This window comes from Planktophila warneckei (SeqCode) (genome assembly GCF_965234675.1).
In the GTDB taxonomy this organism is placed as follows: Bacteria; Actinomycetota; Actinomycetes; order Nanopelagicales; family Nanopelagicaceae; genus Planktophila; species Planktophila warneckei.
This window is the reverse complement of the sequence record NZ_OZ248350.1, coordinates 787,275-805,507: the sequence shown is the minus strand read 5'-3', so window position 1 is coordinate 805,507 and position 18,233 is coordinate 787,275. Positions and strand designations below refer to the sequence as shown.

The window sequence follows — 18,233 nt, the reverse complement described above, 5'->3', positions numbered from 1 at the left end:
CTTAGGCACTGACAATTGCGGCGACCAAAACCGAGATTCCTAGCAAGATCATGATTGTTCCGCCTGTAGCGCGGAGCTTTTCTAAACGGTTGGGATCTGTAGCTAGCCACTGGCGTGCAGTACCAGCCAAAAGCCCCCACGAGCCATCAGATATAAATGCAAGGATTGAAAAGATTGCGCCGAGCAAAATTAATTGACCTGTGATGTGCCCGCGATCGCGATCAATAAATTGCGGAAGCACGGCGGCGTAGAAAACAATCGCCTTTGGATTTAAAGCACCAACCCAGAAGCCATCACGTATAGATCGGCGAACACTCGGTGCGACTTCGCCTTGGTTAGTCATATCAGCTGCATGAACTTTGCGATGTCGTATTGCATCAATTCCTAAATAGATTAAGTACAAACCGCCGCCCCATTGAACGGCGGTGTATGCAATATCAGAGCGTTGCAAAATTGGACCTAAGCCAAATGCAACAAAGGTTGAAAGAACAAAGGATCCTGAAACATTTCCGGCAACTGTGAATATCGCTGTTTTGCGTCCCCACGCGATGGCCCGAGCGATTACAAACAATACGCTCGGGCCAGGCGCCAAGATAATGATCATCGCAGCGATGATGTACTCAACAAGCCGCGAAGGAATGATCATCTGGGGATTTTACTTATTACCTCGTGCTGAAGCAATTGAGTTAAGGATGCGGTATCCAAGAATCGCAACCAATGTAGCGTTGATGATTCCGTTGAATGTGTAATCACCGCGAGTCCATGACATATCTGAGATACCGATGATTAGCGCAGAAGCTGCGATGATCAAGTTCGTTGAATTAGCAAAATCAACCTTACCTTCGATCCAAATACGAGCTCCAAGAACTCCGATCATTCCAAATAGTGCAACGCCAACGCCACCTAGTGCGCCAACTGGTGTTGCACTAAGAACTGCACCGAACTTAGGTGACAGTGAAAGCCCAATCGCACCTACACCAGCGATCCAATATGCAGCTGTTGAATACACGCGAGTAGCAGCCATTACACCAATGTTTTCTGCGTAGGTAGTTGTTCCTGAACCTCCACCGAAACCTGCAAGTGTTGTTGCTAATCCATCTGCCATCAATGCAGTTCCCATTTGATCATCAAGATCCTTGCCTGTCATTGCAGCTACAGCCTTAACATGACCGACATTTTCTGCAATCAGAACAAGTACAACTGGAAGGAACAAGACAATCGCCTTGCCATCAAATGTTGGGTTAGTAAATGTTGGCATCGCAAACCACTTAGCAGCTGTAATTCCATCTGTCTTAACATCGCCCTGGACATATGCATATACATATCCAATGAGAAGGCCAGCAAAGATGCTGATACGACTTAGGAAGCCACGTGAGATTGCTGCGATCAAAGCAATAGATGCCAATGTGATCACGCCGACGACTGGACCTGCGGCAAAGTTATTTTTTGCAGCTCCTGCCAAGTTAAGTCCGATGACCATAACGATTGTTCCGGTGACAACTGGTGGAAGCATCCAGTTGATCCAACCGATTCCTGCCGCGCGAACAATTAAGCCAACGACAGCAAGAATCACACCAGTAACAACTACGCCACCTAGCGCTGCGCCCATTCCGCCACTTGTCTTTGCAGCAGCGATTGGAGCAAGGAATGCAAATGATGAGCCGAGGTAGCTTGGGACCTTATTCTGAGTAAGAGCTAAGAAAAGTAGTGTTCCAATTCCGGAGAAGAACAAGGTTGTTGTTGGGGGAAAGCCGGTAATGATTGGAACTAAGAATGTTGCGCCGAACATTGCGGCGATGTGTTGCAAGCCCACACCAATGGTGCGTGGCCAGGTAAGGCGCTCATCGGTTGAAACAACCTCACCTGAGCTAACTGACTTACCGTTTCCATGGAGTTTCCACGAGAGTAGAGACACTTGAAACTTCCCTTCATCTGGGTATCCGGAGTAGGACACTGAGAAAAAGGGTAGAACCGCCTGAAGGGGTTCTTGCGGGTACGCCACACCCTCACAAGGGTGAAGATCCACCCCTTGGCGTGTCCAGGTTGCACCGCTAGCTATATCCCAATAGATTACGGCTCGATATATCGAATGGATACATTCGACGGAGCAATTTTCAGCATAGTCAGGAGGGTCAGATGCGCTCACGTTCAGAGTCACTTGAGTTCGCCCTCCTTGGCCTGCTCTCACAAGCCCCACTACATGGCTATGAGCTCCGCAAGCGCATCGGAACCATCTTCGGTCCATTCCGCGCATTGTCCTTTTCTGTGTTGTACCCACAGCTTCGTCGAATGATGGAGGCAGGGTTAATTGAAGAGTCGGTTGTCGATGCAACCTCTCGTCGTTCTCGCATTGTGTACGCGATTACAGATAAGGGCGCTCGCCGATTTGAGGATCTCACTGAATCGGTCACACCAGAAACTTGGGAGGATGAAGGTTTCGAAATTCGTTTCGCATTCTTTTCTCCAACCTCAGCAAATAACAGAGTAAGAATTCTTGAGGGGCGCCATCGTCGCCTTAAGGAGAAAGCCGAAATCCTTCGTGGTGAACTCGAGAAGTCACCTGTTGGTATCGACAAATATCTAGAGGAGTGGCGACGTCATTCACTGGAGACAGCTGATCGAGAGATCGCTTGGCTGGAAGACATGATCAAAACCGAGAGGAAATAGAGTGAACATCACAACCGGTAAAGGCGACATCCGTGTTGCAATTGTTGGCGTTGGAAACTGCGCTAACTCATTAGTTCAGGGCGTTGAGTACTACAAGAACGCTGCTGTTGATCAAGAGATCCCAGGTCTTATGCACGCTGTTGTTGGGGGATACCACATCTCTAGCATCAAGTTCGTTGCAGCTTTCGACGTGGATGCAAAGAAGGTTGGCCTCGATCTTGCAGATGCAATCTGGGCAAGCGAGAACAACACAATTAAGTTTAGTGATGTCCCAAAGACTGGTGTTCCAGTTCTTCGCGGTGTTACAAATGATGGTCTTGGTAAGTACTACCGCGAGACAATCAAGGAGTCAGATGCTCCAGCAGTAGATGTTGTACAGGTTCTTAAGGATGAGCAGATTGATGTTTTGATTTGCTACCTACCTGTAGGTTCAGAAGTTGCTGCTAAGTACTACGCACAGTGTGCAATTGATGCAGGCGTTGCATTTGTTAACGCACTGCCAGTATTTATCGCATCAGACCCTGTATGGGAAAAGAAGTTTGCTGATGCAGGACTTCCAATCGTTGGAGATGACATTAAGAGCCAGGTTGGTGCGACAATCACTCACCGCATCATGGCTAAGTTGTTCCAGGATCGCGGAGTTCACCTAGACCGTACCTACCAGCTCAATGTTGGTGGAAACATGGACTTCAAGAACATGCTCGAGCGTGATCGCCTTGAATCAAAGAAAATCTCTAAGACAAACTCTGTGACTTCACAGTTGCACCATGATCTTGGTGAGAAGAATGTTCACATCGGACCTTCTGATTACATTCCATGGCTAGATGATCGCAAGTGGGCCTACGTTCGCCTCGAAGGCCGTGCATTTGGCGATGTTCCTCTAAACCTTGAGTACAAGCTAGAAGTGTGGGATTCACCAAACTCAGCTGGTGTAATCATCGATGCACTTCGTTGCGCAAAGATCGGTCTTGATCGCAAGATTGGTGGAGCGCTACTTTCACCTTCAAGCTACTTCATGAAGACACCACCAACTCAGTACACAGATGAGGCAGCTCATCAGAAGACTGAGGATTTCATCTCAGGAAAGCTTGATCGCTAAGCTTTAAAAACTGTATGAGAAAGCGCCCCTGGGAAAACCCAGGGGCGCTTTTTTAACCCCTCACGGAGAGTTGAGGGTTAAATCGTCGCATCCTCAGGAGTGCGACGAATATGCATTAACCCAGCTATCGCTAACAACAGGAATAAAATTCCGCCAGCAAATGCAGCGATGGCTGCATATCCTGCGATTACTCCCATAGTTCCGAATGCGTATGCCTCAAGAAGCATTCCGCGAAGCGTGTTTCCCATAAACAGTGTGTCTTGCAAATCCGCTAATTTTTGAAGGTAAGCAGGATCTGTAGTGCTATCGCGCTGTGCTGCTAGATAAGCAGATGAAACCTCTGAGTAGGTTGCAGGCTTTCCCATTACAGATGTTGCTGATGCCTTCATGTGTTCCCAAATAAACAAGTCTGAGTAATCACGAGCCATTTCACCAGAAGTCACTTGCTTACCTGCCCACTTAGCGAGTTGATCGCGAGTTTCGGAAGGTAGGCCAGCTTCAATTGGGAATGAAATGTTTTGATTTGCAAGTTGCGTTTGGACTGAATCATTTGCAAATGCTGCGCCAAACTTCAACATTCCACCAAAGACCAATAGAAGTACAGCTAATCCCAGGCCGACATATGAGACTAGCTTGTCAAAGGTTCTACGTTTCATTTATTTCTCTCTCCCTCTTAGGCATTGAATACAAATCAATACAGAGGTATGTCTACTCTTGAGATGAAGTGAGAAAGATGAAAATAGCGAGGGTCAGCACTCGGTATGTGTTAAGTGAGTGATTGCCCTCAAAAGGTGTGATTAAATCAACCTGCTCTATTCAATATGACGGTTACACATTGATTTGCCATCTGGGCCAACTTCATAGTGTGAACATGGAACATTTAACTTATCAAAAGCTGAATCGCCATAATGAGTTCGATAAGCAAGAGCTAATAGGACACGAAGATTTGTTTCGCCATCTGATTTAATTCCGAAAACTTGAGCACTTCGACTAACTGTATTTTCAACAACCTTTTCGCTATGCGAAGTCTGAAGTGCGATTGCTGCATTGGATTTGCCTTCGCATACCAATTCCAGAACTAGCTGTTCAAATGGAGTTAATTCTCGTGTTGAAATTGTGATATCTCGTGCCATGGTCTTTCCGCCTCTCCGCGTGTTCCCATTCTGCTCTTCTTTTTTCCACAAATCACCCAATAGGATGCCGGTATGAGTGAAATTGTAAGTAACCAAGTCAATGGAGTGCTAACCCTCACCTTTAACCGCCCCGAGAAGATGAATGCGTTGACCCGTTCCATGTATTCGGGTTTGGCTACGGGGCTCAATGAAGCGGCAGGGGATTTCGGTGTCCGGGCTGTGGTTCTAGTGGCAGCGGGGGATAACTTCACCGCGGGCAACGACATTATGGATTTTATGAACAACCCGCCGACCTCAGATGATTCAGAGGTTGCACAATTTTTAGCATCACTTCTTAACTTCCCAAAACCATTACTTGCTGCCGTCAACGGTAACGCCGTTGGCGTTGGTACAACGATGTTGCTGCACTGTGATGTTGTTATTGCAGGACCGTCAGCAAAGTTTTCAATGCCATTTGCTTCCCTGGGCTTAGTTCCAGAAGCAGGCTCAAGCTTCCTGTTCCCACAGCTTGTAGGTTATCAACGCGCTGCACGAATCTTTATGACCGGAGAAAGTTTTGATGCCGATAGCGCAATTGAAATGGGATTGGTTACAGCAAAGGATTCAGATCCTTTGGCTCATGCCATGAAGATTGCTGAACATATTGCAGAGCAACCGCCGCAAGCGATTATTAATACAAAGGCGTTACTAAAGGCAAAGAATCATGATGCAGTTGCTGCTGTGATGAAAGCCGAGTTTGAGATTTTTGCAATGGCTCTTCAATCCGAAGAAGCCATGGAAGCCTTTATGAAGTTCATGTCGAAGAAGGGTAAGTAAATGTCACTTGCAGGAAAGCGCATCTTCATTACAGGCGGTTCACGAGGTATTGGCTTAGCTATTGCTCTTCGAGCAGCTCGCGACGGTGCATCCATTGCAATCGCTGCAAAGACATCTGATCCAAATCCGAAGTTGCCAGGCACAATTCACACTGCAGCGGCAGAGATCGAAGCAGCGGGCGGAAAGGCGTTAGCCATCCAGTGCGATCTTCGCGATGAAACGCAGATTGAGGCCGCAGTGGCACAGGCTGCAGAAGCATTCGGTGGAATCGACATTCTTATTAATAATGCAAGCGCGATTAATTTAACGCGCACAGATCAGACGCCTGCAAAGCGTTTTGACTTGATGTTTGATGTCAATGTTCGCGGAACATTCTTGACTTCTCAGGCGGCACTGCCGCACCTTCGTAAATCAGCTGCTGAAGGTCGCAACCCTCATATTCTTAACTTGTCACCACCCCTTTCCATGAAGCCAATCTGGTTTAAAAATCATGTGGCTTACACAATGGCTAAGTACGGAATGAGTATGTGCGTTTTAGGAATGGCTGAAGAGTTCAAGCGTGATGGCATTGGCGTGAATGCATTATGGCCACGCACAGTGATTGATACAGCGGCCTTGCAAATGATTCCTGGGATTGATGCATCAGCTGGTCGAACTCCTGAAATTTTGGCTGATGCGGCCTATGTAATCTTTAATCGTGATGCAAAAGAGTGCACAGGTAACTTCTTTGTAGATGATGTTTTATTGGCAAGCGAGGGAATAACCGATCTTGAAAAGTATTCGGTGACACCAGGGACTAAGGATTTCCTTCTCGACTTCTTCTTGGATTAAGATTGAGTAATGCACGCGACGCGATTCATTAGAGGAGTCACTCTTTCTTCTTTGATGAATTTTGGAATGGCAGTTGCTCACATATTGGGTGGCGGAACTCATGAACTCACATTTTTCGCCCCAATAGTTTTCCTTATTAGCTCGGTATTCTTCACATACCTATCACCAAAGCGATTAGAGGGACCAGTTCTGGCCTCTTATATTCTTGGTTTTCAGGTTCTGGGGCATTTGTCCTTTTCATCGTCAACGAGTGATTCAAGAATGAGTGCGTCCCATATCGTGGCCGCCATTCTTACTTATGGATTGGTTCTACATTTTCAAGGACTTATAGATTCAGTCCTTAAATATTTTCAGACACTTTTTCCGGTTTTTCTTAAACAATTCACAAAGTCAATAAGAAAATCTTTAACTTTTGTAAGCGTTATTTACCCTGCACCTTCGCCACACCTTTCCAAAGTTTCAAATCGAGCGCCACCTTTCTGTGCAGCTATTTGAAGATAAGTCATCTCCCGCGAGGTTTATTTAGGCTGCTGTTCAGCGGATTCCACATAACTCACAAAGGAATCACATGAAAAAGTTATTCATTTTTGCATCCTTAATTGGATTAGTTGTAACCGGGTTAACGCCTGCTTCTGCGCATGTTGGAACGCAAATGCGTGGGAATACGCTTCAGGCAGGACAATCAAGTCGGGTGTATCTAAGTCTTGGGCATGGGTGCACTTACAAAGAAGTTAAGTATGGAACATCAGTTTTTTCAGTAGTTGTTCCGAAGTCGGCTGGCAAGCCAACGCCTGAATTTGTCCCCGGATTCAAGGTTGTTGTAGCTCCATCATCAACGGTTGATGCGAACAAGACACCTGATTACTACACGGTTACATGGACAGCTAAGGCTCGCTCATGGGTGATCGATGATGGAACATTTTTTGACTTTGGATTAAAGGTTAAATGGGATAAGACTCCACAAGTAGTTCCATTCAAGACAACTCAGATTTGCTATGCAACAACTGCAAGTGGAAGCAAGTTGCCACTGTATTTGAACTGGCATATTACTGATGGGTCAACCAAGGCGGCGGAACCAACAATCGAATGGGGCCCAGCTCCTTCAGTTACTACAATTCCGTAATCCGATGAGAAGGAGGAGGCCAATGAAGAGTCTGCGTGCATTAATTAGCCTGTCCATTGGTCTCCTTTTTCTATTTCCTAGCAATGCATATGCGCATGCTCAAGTGACGGAAACTTTTCCGAAAAGCAATTCAACACTTTCCACTATTCCCGATCAGGTCTGGATCGAATTTGATGGGAATCTAACGGAGATTGAAGGTGCAGATGTGAACTTCTTGGAAGTTCGCGACAGCTCCGGTGCTTCTATTACGAATGGCAAAACTATTGTTGCTGGCGCAAGAGTCATCATTAATCTCTCGTCTAGAGTTAATCCAGGAATGGTGAAGGTTTCTTACCGAGTGGTTTCGGGGGATGGCCATCCAGTAGAAGGTGGATTTAATTTCAATCTAAGTACTCCCGATTTAAGCTCAAATGAAGGTTCGCCCACAGCAAGAGCCTCAAAGAAAGCCACCTCTGCAGACGAGCAAACAACTTCACCAAGTACTCAAAGTTCAGAGATGTCAATTAACGAGCAAGAGTCTGTTGCTTCAGATCATGAACACGAATCATTTTTTCATCGTCACAGCTTCCATATTTACGAAGCGCTTATTGCTACAGGAGCGATTGTCGCTTGGTTCCTATATGAGCGCAGAAATAGGCGATCCAACCGATAAAGTACCGCCATGCGTAAATTACTGATTGGACTTTGCCTTTCCGGTTTAGCCTTTGTTTCATCACCAACCGCATCTGCCCATGGTGAAATTATTTCAACCTTCCCAGAGCAATACACCAATGCGACTCCAATTCCTACGCAGGTATGGATTGAGTTTGATGGAAATTTGCAGACGCTAGATGGTCAAGCGATCAACACTATTGATGTTGTTGATTCAACCGGACTAACTGTTAGCTATGGCGATCCAATTATCGAAGGTGGAAAGATCTCGACCAAGTTGTCGGGGCAAAGCGCACCCGGAGTATTTACCGTCAATTATCGAATTGTCTCTGAGGATGGTCATCCTGTTGAAGGAAGTTATACCTTTAACGCTTCGCCGAACTTCGCAGATGATGCACCAGTAACTACCGCCGCTCCAGAAAAGAGTTCAAATCTCTCTATCGGTGGAATCGTAATGATTGTATTTCTTGGAGTTTTCGCAGTAGGAATGTTGGTCAAGCGCAAGAATGAGAAAAAGTAGGAATGCCGGCATTTGATGTAGAGATCAATGGTCCCAACACAATCCAAGAATCTGAACGTACAGGTACTGCACGTTCACTCTTCTGGCCCTGGGCCGGTGCAAATGTTTCCTTGCTCGCACTTTCTTATGGAGCTTTCTTCTTAGGATTTGGAATCTCCTTTAAGCAGGCAACCTATGCAGCAATTATTGGAACAATTGCATCATTCTTTTTAGTTGGAATTAGTTCCTTAGCTGGGAAACGTTCAAACGCTCCAACAATGGTGCTAACACGTGCATCCTTTGGAGTGAAGGGCAGCGTTGTTCCAGGACTTCTTTCTTATTTAATTTTTGTCGGTTGGGAAACAGTTTTAGTTTCCTTGGCAACTCTTGCAACCGGAACTGTTTTTTCTCGAATTGGGGGAGTTGACCACAATCTGGCGCTGATCCTTGGCTTTGTGATTGCAGTGTCATTGACTGTCTTTGGCGGAGTTTTGGGATTCACCGTCATTATGAGATTGCAGAAAATTCTCACCGTTATCACCGTAGTAATGACAATCGTCTATGTTGCCCTAACAATCGATTCAGTTAACTGGAGCGCAGTAAGTGCAATTAAGGATGGCTCAACGCAAGGCTTTATCGGTGCGTTGATTTTTGGAGTTACTGGAATCGGGCTGGGTTGGGTCAATTGCGCCGCTGATTACTCGCGTTATCTGCCACGTACGGTGTCTAGCAAGGCAGTGGTTGGTTGGACGGTTTTCGGCGCGTCGGTTGTTCCTATTGTTTTAGTTATTTACGGAGCTGCACTGTCAGGAAGTAGCAAGGAGCTCAGCGATGCAATTGCCATGGATCCAATTGGTGCATTGACTTCACTTCTACCAATTTGGTTCTTAATCCCATTTGCGTTGGTAGCAATTCTTGGTTTAGTCGGTGGAGCAATTCTTGATCTTTACTCGTCAGGGCTGGCTTTAGTTTCGATTGGCGTTCCAATCAAACGTCATCAAGCAGCATCGATTGATGCGCTCATCATGCTTGCCGGAAGTATTTATATTGTGTGGATCGCCGACAACTTCTTCTTTCCATTCCAGGGTTTTCTCATCACGCTAGGTGTGCCAATCGCTGTTTGGTCTGCGATCTTTGTTGCAGATGTAGTTATGCGCTCGAAGGCCTATAGCGAAAAGGATTTATATGATCCTCGCGGAATTTACGGATCAGTCAATAAGGGTTCAATAGCACTTATGGTTATTGGATCCATTGTTGGTTGGGGCTTTGTGACAAATACCTTTGCTTCGTGGCTTTCATGGCAGGGCTACTTCTTGGGAGTTATTGGTGGCAAAGAAGGAGCATGGGCATACTCAAATATTGGCGTTGTAATGGCGTTGATCGTTGGGTTTGTGGGACATATTGTTTTGGCAAGAAAAACTATTTCGAAGCAGGAGTCCTTCTAAGCCAGATATATCCGATCAATCCCGAAAAAATTGCCGAGATAAATAACCCCAAACGAACCTCGTTTAGTTCGCTTTGGTTGTTTGCTGCAATTTCTGCAATAACTAAGGAAACGGTCATTCCCATTCCGGCTAATGCACCAACCCCGGCAATGGCCTTCAGATGAATATGTGCTTTACCGCCTAGTTTGATTGCAAACCAGGCAAACAGAGTAATTCCAACAATCTTTCCAACTGAGCGAGCAATTACTAGTGCAACCGTTGTTGTAGATGTGAAGCTGTCGAGATTGATATCCAATGGAATATTGACAGCAATGATCACAGGAACAATGAAATAGGTCGAAACAGGGGAGAGTACCTTGATCGCCTTATTGAGTTGAGATTTACTCAATGGAAGTGCGACACCAAGGGCGGCAGCACCTAAGGTGGAAAGTGCTTTCTCGGGATGCAGGTCATTTCCGTAGAAAATTCCCAGAACTACAAGAGAGAAAAGATCATCGGCAATAGCAAGGGTTAATAAAAATAGGCGAACTTGCGGTTGAACACGTTTTCCTAAAAGAGATAAAACCCCTAGCGCCAAGGCGATATCGGTTGGCATAGCTGTAGCCCATACATGCGAACCAGGATTCAACGAAATATAAATCAGGGCTGGAAAAATCATTCCACCCATTGCAGCAACAATCGGAACTATTGCAGATTTGAAATCCTTCAAACCATGCTTGATCTCTAGGCCAACTAAAAAGAAAAAGATGGCGATCAGCAAGTCAATGAACATGGTGGCAATCTACTGTAGGTAGATACAACAAAGCCCGCCTTTTAAGGGGCGGGCTTTGTGTTAACGGATTCTTAGATGTCGTAATACAGTTCGAACTCAGCTGGGTGCGGACGTAGGCGAACGTAGTCAACCTCTTCCTTACGCTTGAATGCGATCCATGTATCAATAAGATCCTTAGCAAATACTCCACCACGTGTAAGGAACTCGTGATCCTTTTCTAGGTTGTTAAGTACTGCATCGAGTGAACCAGGAACCTGAGGAATTGATGCCGCCTCTTCGCCTTCTAGTTCGTAAAGATCCTTATCAACTGGGGCAGGTGGTTCGATCTTATTGATGATTCCATCGAGGCCAGCCATAAGCATTGCAGCGAATGCTAGGTATGGGTTTGAAGATGGATCTGGGCAACGGAACTCAATGCGCTTTGCCTTTGGATTTGATCCTGTAATTGGGATACGGATACATGCTGAACGGTTACGCGCTGAGTAAACAAGGTTTACTGGAGCTTCGTAGCCTGGCACCAAACGACGGTATGAGTTAACAGTTGGGTTAGTGAATGCAAGCAATGATGGAGCGTGCTTTAGCAGACCACCGATGTACCAACGAGCCATGTCTGAAAGATCGCCGTAGGTTCCTGCTTCGAAGAACAGTGGCTTTCCATCTTTCCACAGTGATTGGTGAACGTGCATACCTGAACCGTTATCTCCGAAGAGAGGCTTAGGCATAAATGTTGCGGTCTTTCCGCCCTGCCAAGCAGTGTTGCGAATGACGTACTTAAACTTCATAACATCATCACCAGCAGAAAGGATGTCTGTAAAGCGGTAGTTGATCTCCATCTGTCCAGCAGTTCCAACTTCGTGGTGTGAACGCTCAACAAGTAGTCCTACCTTGCCAAGCTGCATAACCATTTCATCGCGAAGATCTGCGAACTGATCTGTTGGAGAAACCGGGAAGTATCCACCCTTTACGCGAGTGCGATATCCGCGGTTTGGAGTTCCATCAGCATCGTATTCAACGCCTGTGTTCCAAGCACCTTCGTAAGATTCAATCTCGTGTACCGCTGAATTGATTCCTGTCTTGAAGCGAACGCTATCGAAAACATAGAACTCAGCTTCTGGAGCGAAGAACGCAGTATCGGCAATTCCTTGTGAACGCATGTACTCAACTGCGCGAGCAACTACTCCACGTGGATCACGACTGTATGGCGTGTTATCAACTGGATTGTGTACTGAGAAAATAATGATGAGAGTTTTTTCTTTACGATATGGATCGATGTATGCAGATTCTGGAACTGGTAACAGTTTCATATCTGATTCGTTGATGGTTTGGAATCCACGGATAGATGAACCATCAAACATTAGGCCATCGGTGAAAACAGCTTCATCAAAAGACTCAACAGGAACGTTGAAGTGATGCTGAATACCTGGCAAATCTGTAAAGCGAACATCAACGAGCTTGACATCCTCTTTCTTAATATAAGCAAAAATTTCTGCTGCGTTCTTAAACATGCTTCTCCCAATTTCACATGTGATGCGCAGATCTCTCATCATTGAGCCTCTGCGCTTTTGCGTAGTTGAACCCTAGGTCCAAGCGGTGAAAATGGCATAACCCGCTTGTTAAATCCATGTTACGTATGGGGCGGATGCCAGTTACCCTTGCCACATGAGCTTTGAATTTACGCGTGTGAGCCTCGGAAGGCGCATGGCCGCCCTGATGGTCGATTGGCTGGCCTGTTACTTCATTGTTGCCGCGACCTCCGGAGGCATCGGGCAGATGGCGCCCAACCGTTCGCTGACGGTGCTTGGGCTCTTCTTTGCCGAGGTGGCAATCTTGTCAGCCTTGCAAGGTGCATCCATGGGGCACCGCCTCTTCGGAATTCGTATTGTCCGCTTTAGCGATGGGGGATCTATATCTCCACTTCAAGCAGTGATTCGAACCGCGTTGCTGATCTCAGTGATCTTTGCGATTACCTTTGATGAAAATGGCAGAGGAATGCACGAACGATTCAGTGGAAGTGTTTTAACTCGAGGTTAGCGAATTTTTGGAGCACGAGTTGGCATTGGTCCCTTTGGAATTGGCATAGACATTCCGCCAACAGCCTTGAGACGTGCACGAACTTCACGCATTTGATGTGGAGTTAACTTCTTTGGAAGTCGACGCAGATGCTTTTGTAACTTACGAATTGGCACGCGGCCTTCTTCTGTTCCAACTAGAACTTCGGTAATTGGAACACCTGGTGCAAAACGCTCAGCCTTCTTCTTTTCGTCGGCCATCATTTGGCGAACTGAGTTTGAACCTTCACCTGTCAAAACGATTCCTGCGCGACCCACACTGCGATGAACCATGTCTTGGTTTCGCGCAACAGCAACTGCAGGAGTTGTAGTCCAACCTTTGCGAATGGCCATCAAAACACTTGCTCCCGCACCGATCTGACCTTCAATAGATGCATAGGCAGCGGTTCCAGCTTGGCGGGTAAAGAAAAGCATTGTTGCAAGTAATGCAACGGGCAAGAAGATAAATCCAAAGTAGTAAGGATGACCAAGCGAGGCGCCAATCGAAATTCCGATTGCCCATGTCACTGCAAAGATGCCAATTAAGGCGATGGTGATCCATGGCTTAACCTGCTTAGTGACCGCATAGGCATCACGGAAGGTTTGGAAACGTGGAGTCTTGATCTTCTTTTCTTTAGCTTTTTTCTTGAACATGGCTTTAGTTTAGTGGGGCTGGCGCAGTTCCACCAAGACGAACCGGCGCCCAGCGCTGGCCCACATGACTATCAGGGTATTTTTCTTGAACTTCACGCAACATTTCGATCATCACTTCACGCAGGTGCTTTTCTGCGACCTCAATATCTGTGTCTCGAGAGTATGCGATGGGTTTTCCGAAAGAGACAGTTACCGGAATATGTGCGCGCTTAAAGCTGGGTTTTACGCCCTTTGTATATACGCGTTGCCCGCCCCACACGATCGTTGGAATTATTGGAACACCGGCGCCGATTGCCAATCGCACAGCACCAGATTTCAAACCTTTTATTTCAAAACTTGTCGAGATTGTTCCTTCAGGAAATATGCCGATAATTTCACCAGACTTCAGCGCCCGTAACGCTGCAACAAATGATGCTGAGCCATTGCTGCGATCCACGTTGATGTGATGCATTCCGCGCATTAAAGGACCTGCGATTTTATTATCGAAGATTTCCTTCTTTGCCATAAAACGTACATATCTTTTTGCAGGTAGAGCGGCAGTACCGGCTAAGGCAAAATCTAAATAACTTGTGTGATTGATTGCAAGAATTGCTCCACCTTTGCGCGGCACATTCTCTTCACCCTGAAAATCAAATTTGAATCCCAGGTATTTCCATACCCCTTTAACTACGCCAATAACTGGGGGGTAAACCAGATCAACCACGTGAGGCTTTCTTCTCCATGGCTAGCTTGTACAAACGACCTGCGCGGTAAGAGGATCGAACAAGTGGACCACTCATGACGCCAAGGAATCCGATTTGCTCTGCCTCTTGGGCTAGTTCCACAAACTCGTGTGGCTTCACCCAACGCTCAACTGGGTGGTGCTTGTTTGTAGGACGCAGGTACTGAGTAATTGTGATCAAGTCGCATCCTGCATTGTGAAGATCGACAAGTGCTTGTGAAACCTCTTCGCGAGTTTCGCCAAGGCCCAAGATCAAGTTGGATTTAGTAATTAAGCCAAACTCCTGTGCCATACCGATAACGCGTAATGATTTTTCATAGGTAAAGGCAGGGCGAATTTGCTTGAAGATGCGGGGGACTGTTTCAAGATTGTGTGCGAATACCTCGGGACGAGTTTCAAAGATGGGATTGAGCAGTTCTGGCTTAGCGTTGAAATCTGGTGCAAGCATTTCAACACCGGTTCCTGGATTTAATTCGTGAACCTTACGAATAGTTTCGGCGTACAACCAAGAACCTTCATCATCTAGATCATCACGTGTAACACCAGTGATCGTTGCGTAGCGCAGACCCATTGATTGAACAGAAAGTGCAACCTTATGTGGCTCCATCAGATCAACCGGCAGTGGTTTTCCGGTATCGATGTTGCAGAAATCGCAACGACGAGTACAGCGATCTCCACCAATTAAAAATGTAGCTTCCTTATCTTCCCAGCATTCAAAGATGTTAGGACAAGCAGCTTCTTGGCAAACTGTGTGAAGACCCTCGGTCTTAACTAATGAACGAAGTCGGGTGTACTCAGGACCCATGTTGGCGCGAGTCTTGATCCATTCAGGCTTTCGTTCAATCGGTGTCTCCGCATTTCGAGCTTCAATTCGAAGAAGCTTGCGTCCTTCTGGTGCCATTGTCATGCGCTCACCTTTTTCAGAGATTCAAAGATATGGCGCTCTACTAATGGTGCAACATCTTCGATAGTAATTGTGCGTCCTAATTCGATTTCCAGTGATGTGACATCAGCATCGCTAATTCCACATGGAACAATGCTTCTAAATGCTGAAAGATCTGGATTCACATTGAGTGCGAATCCGTGCATCGTTACACCTTTAGCAACACGAATTCCTATCGCGGCAATCTTGCGATCTCCTTGTGAATCTTGAATCCAAACTCCAGAACGACCAGCCACGCGTACAGCGGTAATACCTAAATCAGCGCACACATTGATGAGGGCTGCTTCGATCTCGCGGACAAAACCAACTAACTCAGTTGGTTTTAGTAATTTCACAATTGGATAGCCAACTAATTGACCAGGACCATGCCAAGTAATACGTCCGCCGCGATCAACATCAATCACAGGAGTTCCATCTGTTGGTCGCTCAGAATCATCGGTGCGACGACCGGCGGTGTAAACAGATGGGTGCTCTAGCAATAGCAAGGTATTGGGACGAATCCCATCGGCAACCTCTTGATGAATCGTGCGTTGGACCTCCCACGCTTTTTGATAATCCACTAAGCCATGGCGAGAAAGCGCAATTGATGCGTTAGATGGGCTTTCAAGGACGGGCACACCCATAGCCTAAAGGTAGGCTTGGCTCCTTACCAATTGGAACAATCCGAGCACCATGAAAGGCCATTTAGCCGTGTCATCTTCGACTATGAATAAGAGCCGTAAGCCCTTTGCCATCTCTCTACTGGTAGTAATCATCTGGTTTGCTATCACCGGAGTCTTTGGGCCGCTATTTGGAAAGCTCACTTCTGTTCAAGAAAACAATAACTCTTCTTTTTTGCCTAAAGGGGCTGAAGCAACGTTGGCTTCTGATCAAATCGCTAAGTTTTCAGGTAAGGATTCCTTCAATTTTCCAACCTTGATCTTATTTGAAGGCAAAGCAACTCCAGAAACCTTTGCGGCTATTAATTCACACTTATCGTCAGTTGGAGAGCTGAATCTTGATGGAACTAATGCAAAGATCGCCGATTATCTTGCGCCAGGTCAGAAAATTTCGGTGTTTCCATCTCAAGATGGAAAGGCGCTGCTTGCAAATATTCCTCTTGATGGAAATTCAATTGCTAAGACTTTGCCAAACGATCAACCAGTGTTGCCTGCGATTGTCGAGGCACTTCGAACTGATATCAAGCCAATTGCAGAAGCTAACGGACTCACACATTATGTAACTGGTCCAGGTGGTCTTCTTGGCGATTTATTCGGTGCATTCGGCACTTTAGATTCATCATTACTTTTAACTACCCTCGGAGTTGTTGCACTCATTTTGATCTTTGTTTACCGATCACCGGTGTTGTGGATCATCCCATTGCTTTCTGCAATGTTTGCATTAACGACTGCTGGTGGAATTGTGTATCTCTTGGCCAAGAACAACATTATTGATGTCGATGGACAGTCGCAAGGTATTTTGTCTGTTCTGGTAATTGGAGCTGCAACTGACTATGCACTTCTTCTCATCGCGCGTTATAGAGAAGAGCTTCATTTACATGAGAGCCGATTTGATGCAATGAAAGCTGCATATAAGGGTGTTTGGGAGCCAATCCTTGCTTCAGGCTCGACAGTATCAATCTCACTTCTCATTCTTCTTTTTAGCCAATTAACAAATACAGCAGGGCTTGGTCCAATTGGAGCAATCGGAATTGTGTGCGCAATGATCACAATTTTGACGCTACTGCCAGCATTGTTACTTGTATTCGGTCGTTGGATCTTCTGGCCACGTCGTCCATTATTTGATGGCGATGATCATGTGATGAGCGGACCTTGGTCAAAGCTTGCACAAGGCATTGGTCGCAACCATCGCAAGGCTTGGGTAATTACCGGAACTGTTTTACTTGCATTGGCCTTTACTTCAACAACCTTAAAGGCTGATGGAATCGGAACTGTAGATACCTTTACCGGAAATCCTGAATCTGTTGTCGGTCAAAAACTTCTGCTGAAGCACTTCCCTGGTGGAGAAGGAGATCCAACTCAGGTTGTAGTTTCTGCAAATAAACTTGATGAAGTCGCTTTAGCTCTATCTACCGCACCAGGCGTGACAAATGTTGCGCCGATGATGGATCCAATGAACCCATCTGCTCTGAAAATCGTAGATGGCAAAGCAATTTTGAATCTGACATTGGATAAGGCTCCAGACAGTGTTGAAGCCGGAAACGACATTCCGAAGATTCGCCAAATTGCTCACGCAAAGGACCCATCATCACTAGTTGGTGGAACTAGTGCCGTGTACTTTGATGTTCGTACGGCAAATAAGAAGGACAACCAAACAATTATTCCTATTATTCTGATTGTTATTACGATCATTTTGGGATTGTTGCTCCGAAGTATTCTCAGCGCGATTGTTCTACTTGGAACCGTTGTGCTTTCTTACTTCGCTACTTTGGGAGTGTGTGCGTTGGTCTTCAACCACGTGTTTGGCTTTGCCGGGGGAGATAACTCATTCCCACTCTTTGCCTTCATCTTCTTGGTTGCACTCGGTATCGACTACAACATCTTCTTGATGACTCGTGTTCGTGAAGAGTCGCAGAAGATCGGCACTCGTGAAGGCGTCATTAAGGGTGTAACGGTGACAGGTGCAGTAATTACTTCAGCTGGAATTGTTCTAGCTGCAACATTTGCCGTTCTAGGCTTGCTTCCACTAGTGCCGCTTGCTGAACTTGGTTTTGCGGTCGCATTTGGCGTTCTGCTAGACACAATCATCGTTCGTTCAATCCTGGTGCCTGCTTTGGTGCACGAGATTGGACCAAAGATCTGGTGGCCATCTAAGTTGCAGGATAAGTAAAC

General features: G+C 46.2%; 20 protein-coding genes. 10 read left to right on the top strand and 10 right to left on the bottom strand.

The genetic code is table 11. The annotated features are described in order from the left end of the window. Nucleotide 1: 1 nt before the first annotated feature. Together AC8GFU_RS04220 and AC8GFU_RS04215 are read right to left on the bottom strand one after the other, a co-directional pair. Nucleotides 2–646, bottom strand: a complete 645-nt coding sequence (locus tag AC8GFU_RS04220) for a LysE family translocator (RefSeq protein ID WP_506625901.1) — start codon at nt 644–646, stop codon at nt 2–4. 9 nt (nt 647–655) lie between these two features. Continuing rightward, nucleotides 656–1,915, bottom strand: coding sequence for a uracil-xanthine permease family protein (locus AC8GFU_RS04215; RefSeq protein ID WP_506625900.1), 1,260 nt, complete (start codon nt 1,913–1,915; stop codon nt 656–658). Nucleotides 1,916–2,136: 221 nt separating this feature from the next. Between AC8GFU_RS04215 and AC8GFU_RS04210 the strand changes: the two genes are divergently transcribed. After that, the gene (locus AC8GFU_RS04210) at nt 2,137–2,667 is read left to right on the top strand and encodes a PadR family transcriptional regulator (RefSeq protein ID WP_506625899.1); all 531 of its coding nucleotides are present in this window, start codon (nt 2,137–2,139) and stop codon (nt 2,665–2,667) included. A 1-nt stretch (nt 2,668) separates the two neighbouring features. Continuing rightward, a complete protein-coding gene (locus tag AC8GFU_RS04205; RefSeq protein ID WP_506625898.1) occupies nt 2,669–3,766 on the top strand; it encodes an inositol-3-phosphate synthase in 1,098 nt (365 codons plus the stop codon). A 77-nt stretch (nt 3,767–3,843) separates the two neighbouring features. Here AC8GFU_RS04205 and AC8GFU_RS04200 read toward each other — a convergent pair whose 3' ends face one another. Both AC8GFU_RS04200 and AC8GFU_RS04195 read right to left on the bottom strand, forming a co-directional pair. Continuing rightward, a complete protein-coding gene (locus tag AC8GFU_RS04200; protein WP_506625897.1) occupies nt 3,844–4,422 on the bottom strand; it encodes a hypothetical protein in 579 nt (192 codons plus the stop codon). Nucleotides 4,423–4,578: 156 nt separating this feature from the next. Further along, nucleotides 4,579–4,899: a LuxR C-terminal-related transcriptional regulator gene (locus AC8GFU_RS04195; protein WP_506625896.1), complete on the bottom strand. Its 321-nt coding sequence runs from the start codon at nt 4,897–4,899 to the stop codon at nt 4,579–4,581. A gap of 72 nt (nt 4,900–4,971) precedes the next feature. On the opposite strand from AC8GFU_RS04195, the gene AC8GFU_RS04190 reads away from it, so the two are divergent. The 6 genes from AC8GFU_RS04190 to AC8GFU_RS04165 all read left to right on the top strand — a co-directional run bounded on the left by AC8GFU_RS04190 (nt 4,972) and on the right by AC8GFU_RS04165 (nt 10,264). Beyond that, nucleotides 4,972–5,715 carry an enoyl-CoA hydratase gene (locus AC8GFU_RS04190; RefSeq protein WP_506625895.1) on the top strand — a complete coding sequence of 248 codons (744 nt, stop codon included), beginning with the start codon at nt 4,972–4,974 and terminating at the stop codon, nt 5,713–5,715. Next, nucleotides 5,716–6,546, top strand: coding sequence for an SDR family oxidoreductase (locus tag AC8GFU_RS04185; protein ID WP_506625894.1), 831 nt, complete (start codon nt 5,716–5,718; stop codon nt 6,544–6,546). Nucleotides 6,547–7,114: 568 nt separating this feature from the next. Further along, nucleotides 7,115–7,669, top strand: coding sequence for a hypothetical protein (locus AC8GFU_RS04180; RefSeq protein WP_506625893.1), 555 nt, complete (start codon nt 7,115–7,117; stop codon nt 7,667–7,669). Between the two features lie 22 nt (nt 7,670–7,691). Next, nucleotides 7,692–8,321, top strand: coding sequence for a copper resistance CopC family protein (locus tag AC8GFU_RS04175; RefSeq protein WP_506625892.1), 630 nt, complete (start codon nt 7,692–7,694; stop codon nt 8,319–8,321). A 9-nt stretch (nt 8,322–8,330) separates the two neighbouring features. Beyond that, complete coding sequence (locus AC8GFU_RS04170) at nt 8,331–8,840, top strand: copper resistance CopC family protein (RefSeq protein ID WP_506625891.1); 510 nt, start codon at nt 8,331–8,333, stop codon at nt 8,838–8,840. 2 nt (nt 8,841–8,842) lie between these two features. Continuing rightward, nucleotides 8,843–10,264 (top strand): purine-cytosine permease family protein, encoded by a 1,422-nt coding sequence (locus tag AC8GFU_RS04165; protein ID WP_506625890.1) that lies wholly within the window; start codon nt 8,843–8,845, stop codon nt 10,262–10,264. On the opposite strand, the gene AC8GFU_RS04160 is transcribed toward AC8GFU_RS04165, so the two are convergent. Together AC8GFU_RS04160 and glnA are read right to left on the bottom strand one after the other, a co-directional pair. Further along, a complete protein-coding gene (locus tag AC8GFU_RS04160) occupies nt 10,239–11,036 on the bottom strand; it encodes a Na+/H+ antiporter NhaA (RefSeq protein ID WP_506625889.1) in 798 nt (265 codons plus the stop codon). The two genes, AC8GFU_RS04165 and AC8GFU_RS04160, sit on opposite strands and share 26 nt — an antisense overlap. A gap of 71 nt (nt 11,037–11,107) precedes the next feature. Then, nucleotides 11,108–12,541, bottom strand: a complete 1,434-nt coding sequence (glnA, locus tag AC8GFU_RS04155) for a type I glutamate--ammonia ligase (protein WP_506625888.1) — start codon at nt 12,539–12,541, stop codon at nt 11,108–11,110. 154 nt (nt 12,542–12,695) lie between these two features. Between glnA and AC8GFU_RS04150 the strand changes: the two genes are divergently transcribed. After that, nucleotides 12,696–13,067 carry an RDD family protein gene (locus AC8GFU_RS04150; protein WP_506625887.1) on the top strand — a complete coding sequence of 124 codons (372 nt, stop codon included), beginning with the start codon at nt 12,696–12,698 and terminating at the stop codon, nt 13,065–13,067. Here AC8GFU_RS04150 and AC8GFU_RS04145 read toward each other — a convergent pair. Genes AC8GFU_RS04145 through lipB form a run of 4 tightly spaced genes read right to left on the bottom strand, consistent with a single transcriptional unit; the run spans nt 13,064 to nt 16,025 of the window. Then, nucleotides 13,064–13,738, bottom strand: a complete 675-nt coding sequence (locus tag AC8GFU_RS04145) for a DUF4191 domain-containing protein (protein WP_506625886.1) — start codon at nt 13,736–13,738, stop codon at nt 13,064–13,066. The two genes, AC8GFU_RS04150 and AC8GFU_RS04145, sit on opposite strands and share 4 nt — an antisense overlap. A 4-nt stretch (nt 13,739–13,742) precedes the next feature. Then, nucleotides 13,743–14,441, bottom strand: a complete 699-nt coding sequence (locus tag AC8GFU_RS04140) for a lysophospholipid acyltransferase family protein (protein ID WP_506625885.1) — start codon at nt 14,439–14,441, stop codon at nt 13,743–13,745. Then, nucleotides 14,434–15,366: a lipoyl synthase gene (lipA, locus tag AC8GFU_RS04135; protein WP_506625884.1), complete on the bottom strand. Its 933-nt coding sequence runs from the start codon at nt 15,364–15,366 to the stop codon at nt 14,434–14,436. The genes AC8GFU_RS04140 and lipA overlap by 8 nt, the downstream gene beginning before the upstream one ends. Further along, nucleotides 15,363–16,025: a lipoyl(octanoyl) transferase LipB gene (lipB, locus tag AC8GFU_RS04130; protein ID WP_506625883.1), complete on the bottom strand. Its 663-nt coding sequence runs from the start codon at nt 16,023–16,025 to the stop codon at nt 15,363–15,365. Before lipB ends, lipA begins: the two co-directional genes overlap by 4 nt. A gap of 82 nt (nt 16,026–16,107) precedes the next feature. Between lipB and AC8GFU_RS04125 the strand changes: the two genes are divergently transcribed. Continuing rightward, complete coding sequence (locus AC8GFU_RS04125; protein ID WP_506625882.1) at nt 16,108–18,231, top strand: MMPL family transporter; 2,124 nt, start codon at nt 16,108–16,110, stop codon at nt 18,229–18,231. Nucleotides 18,232–18,233 lie beyond the last annotated feature (2 nt).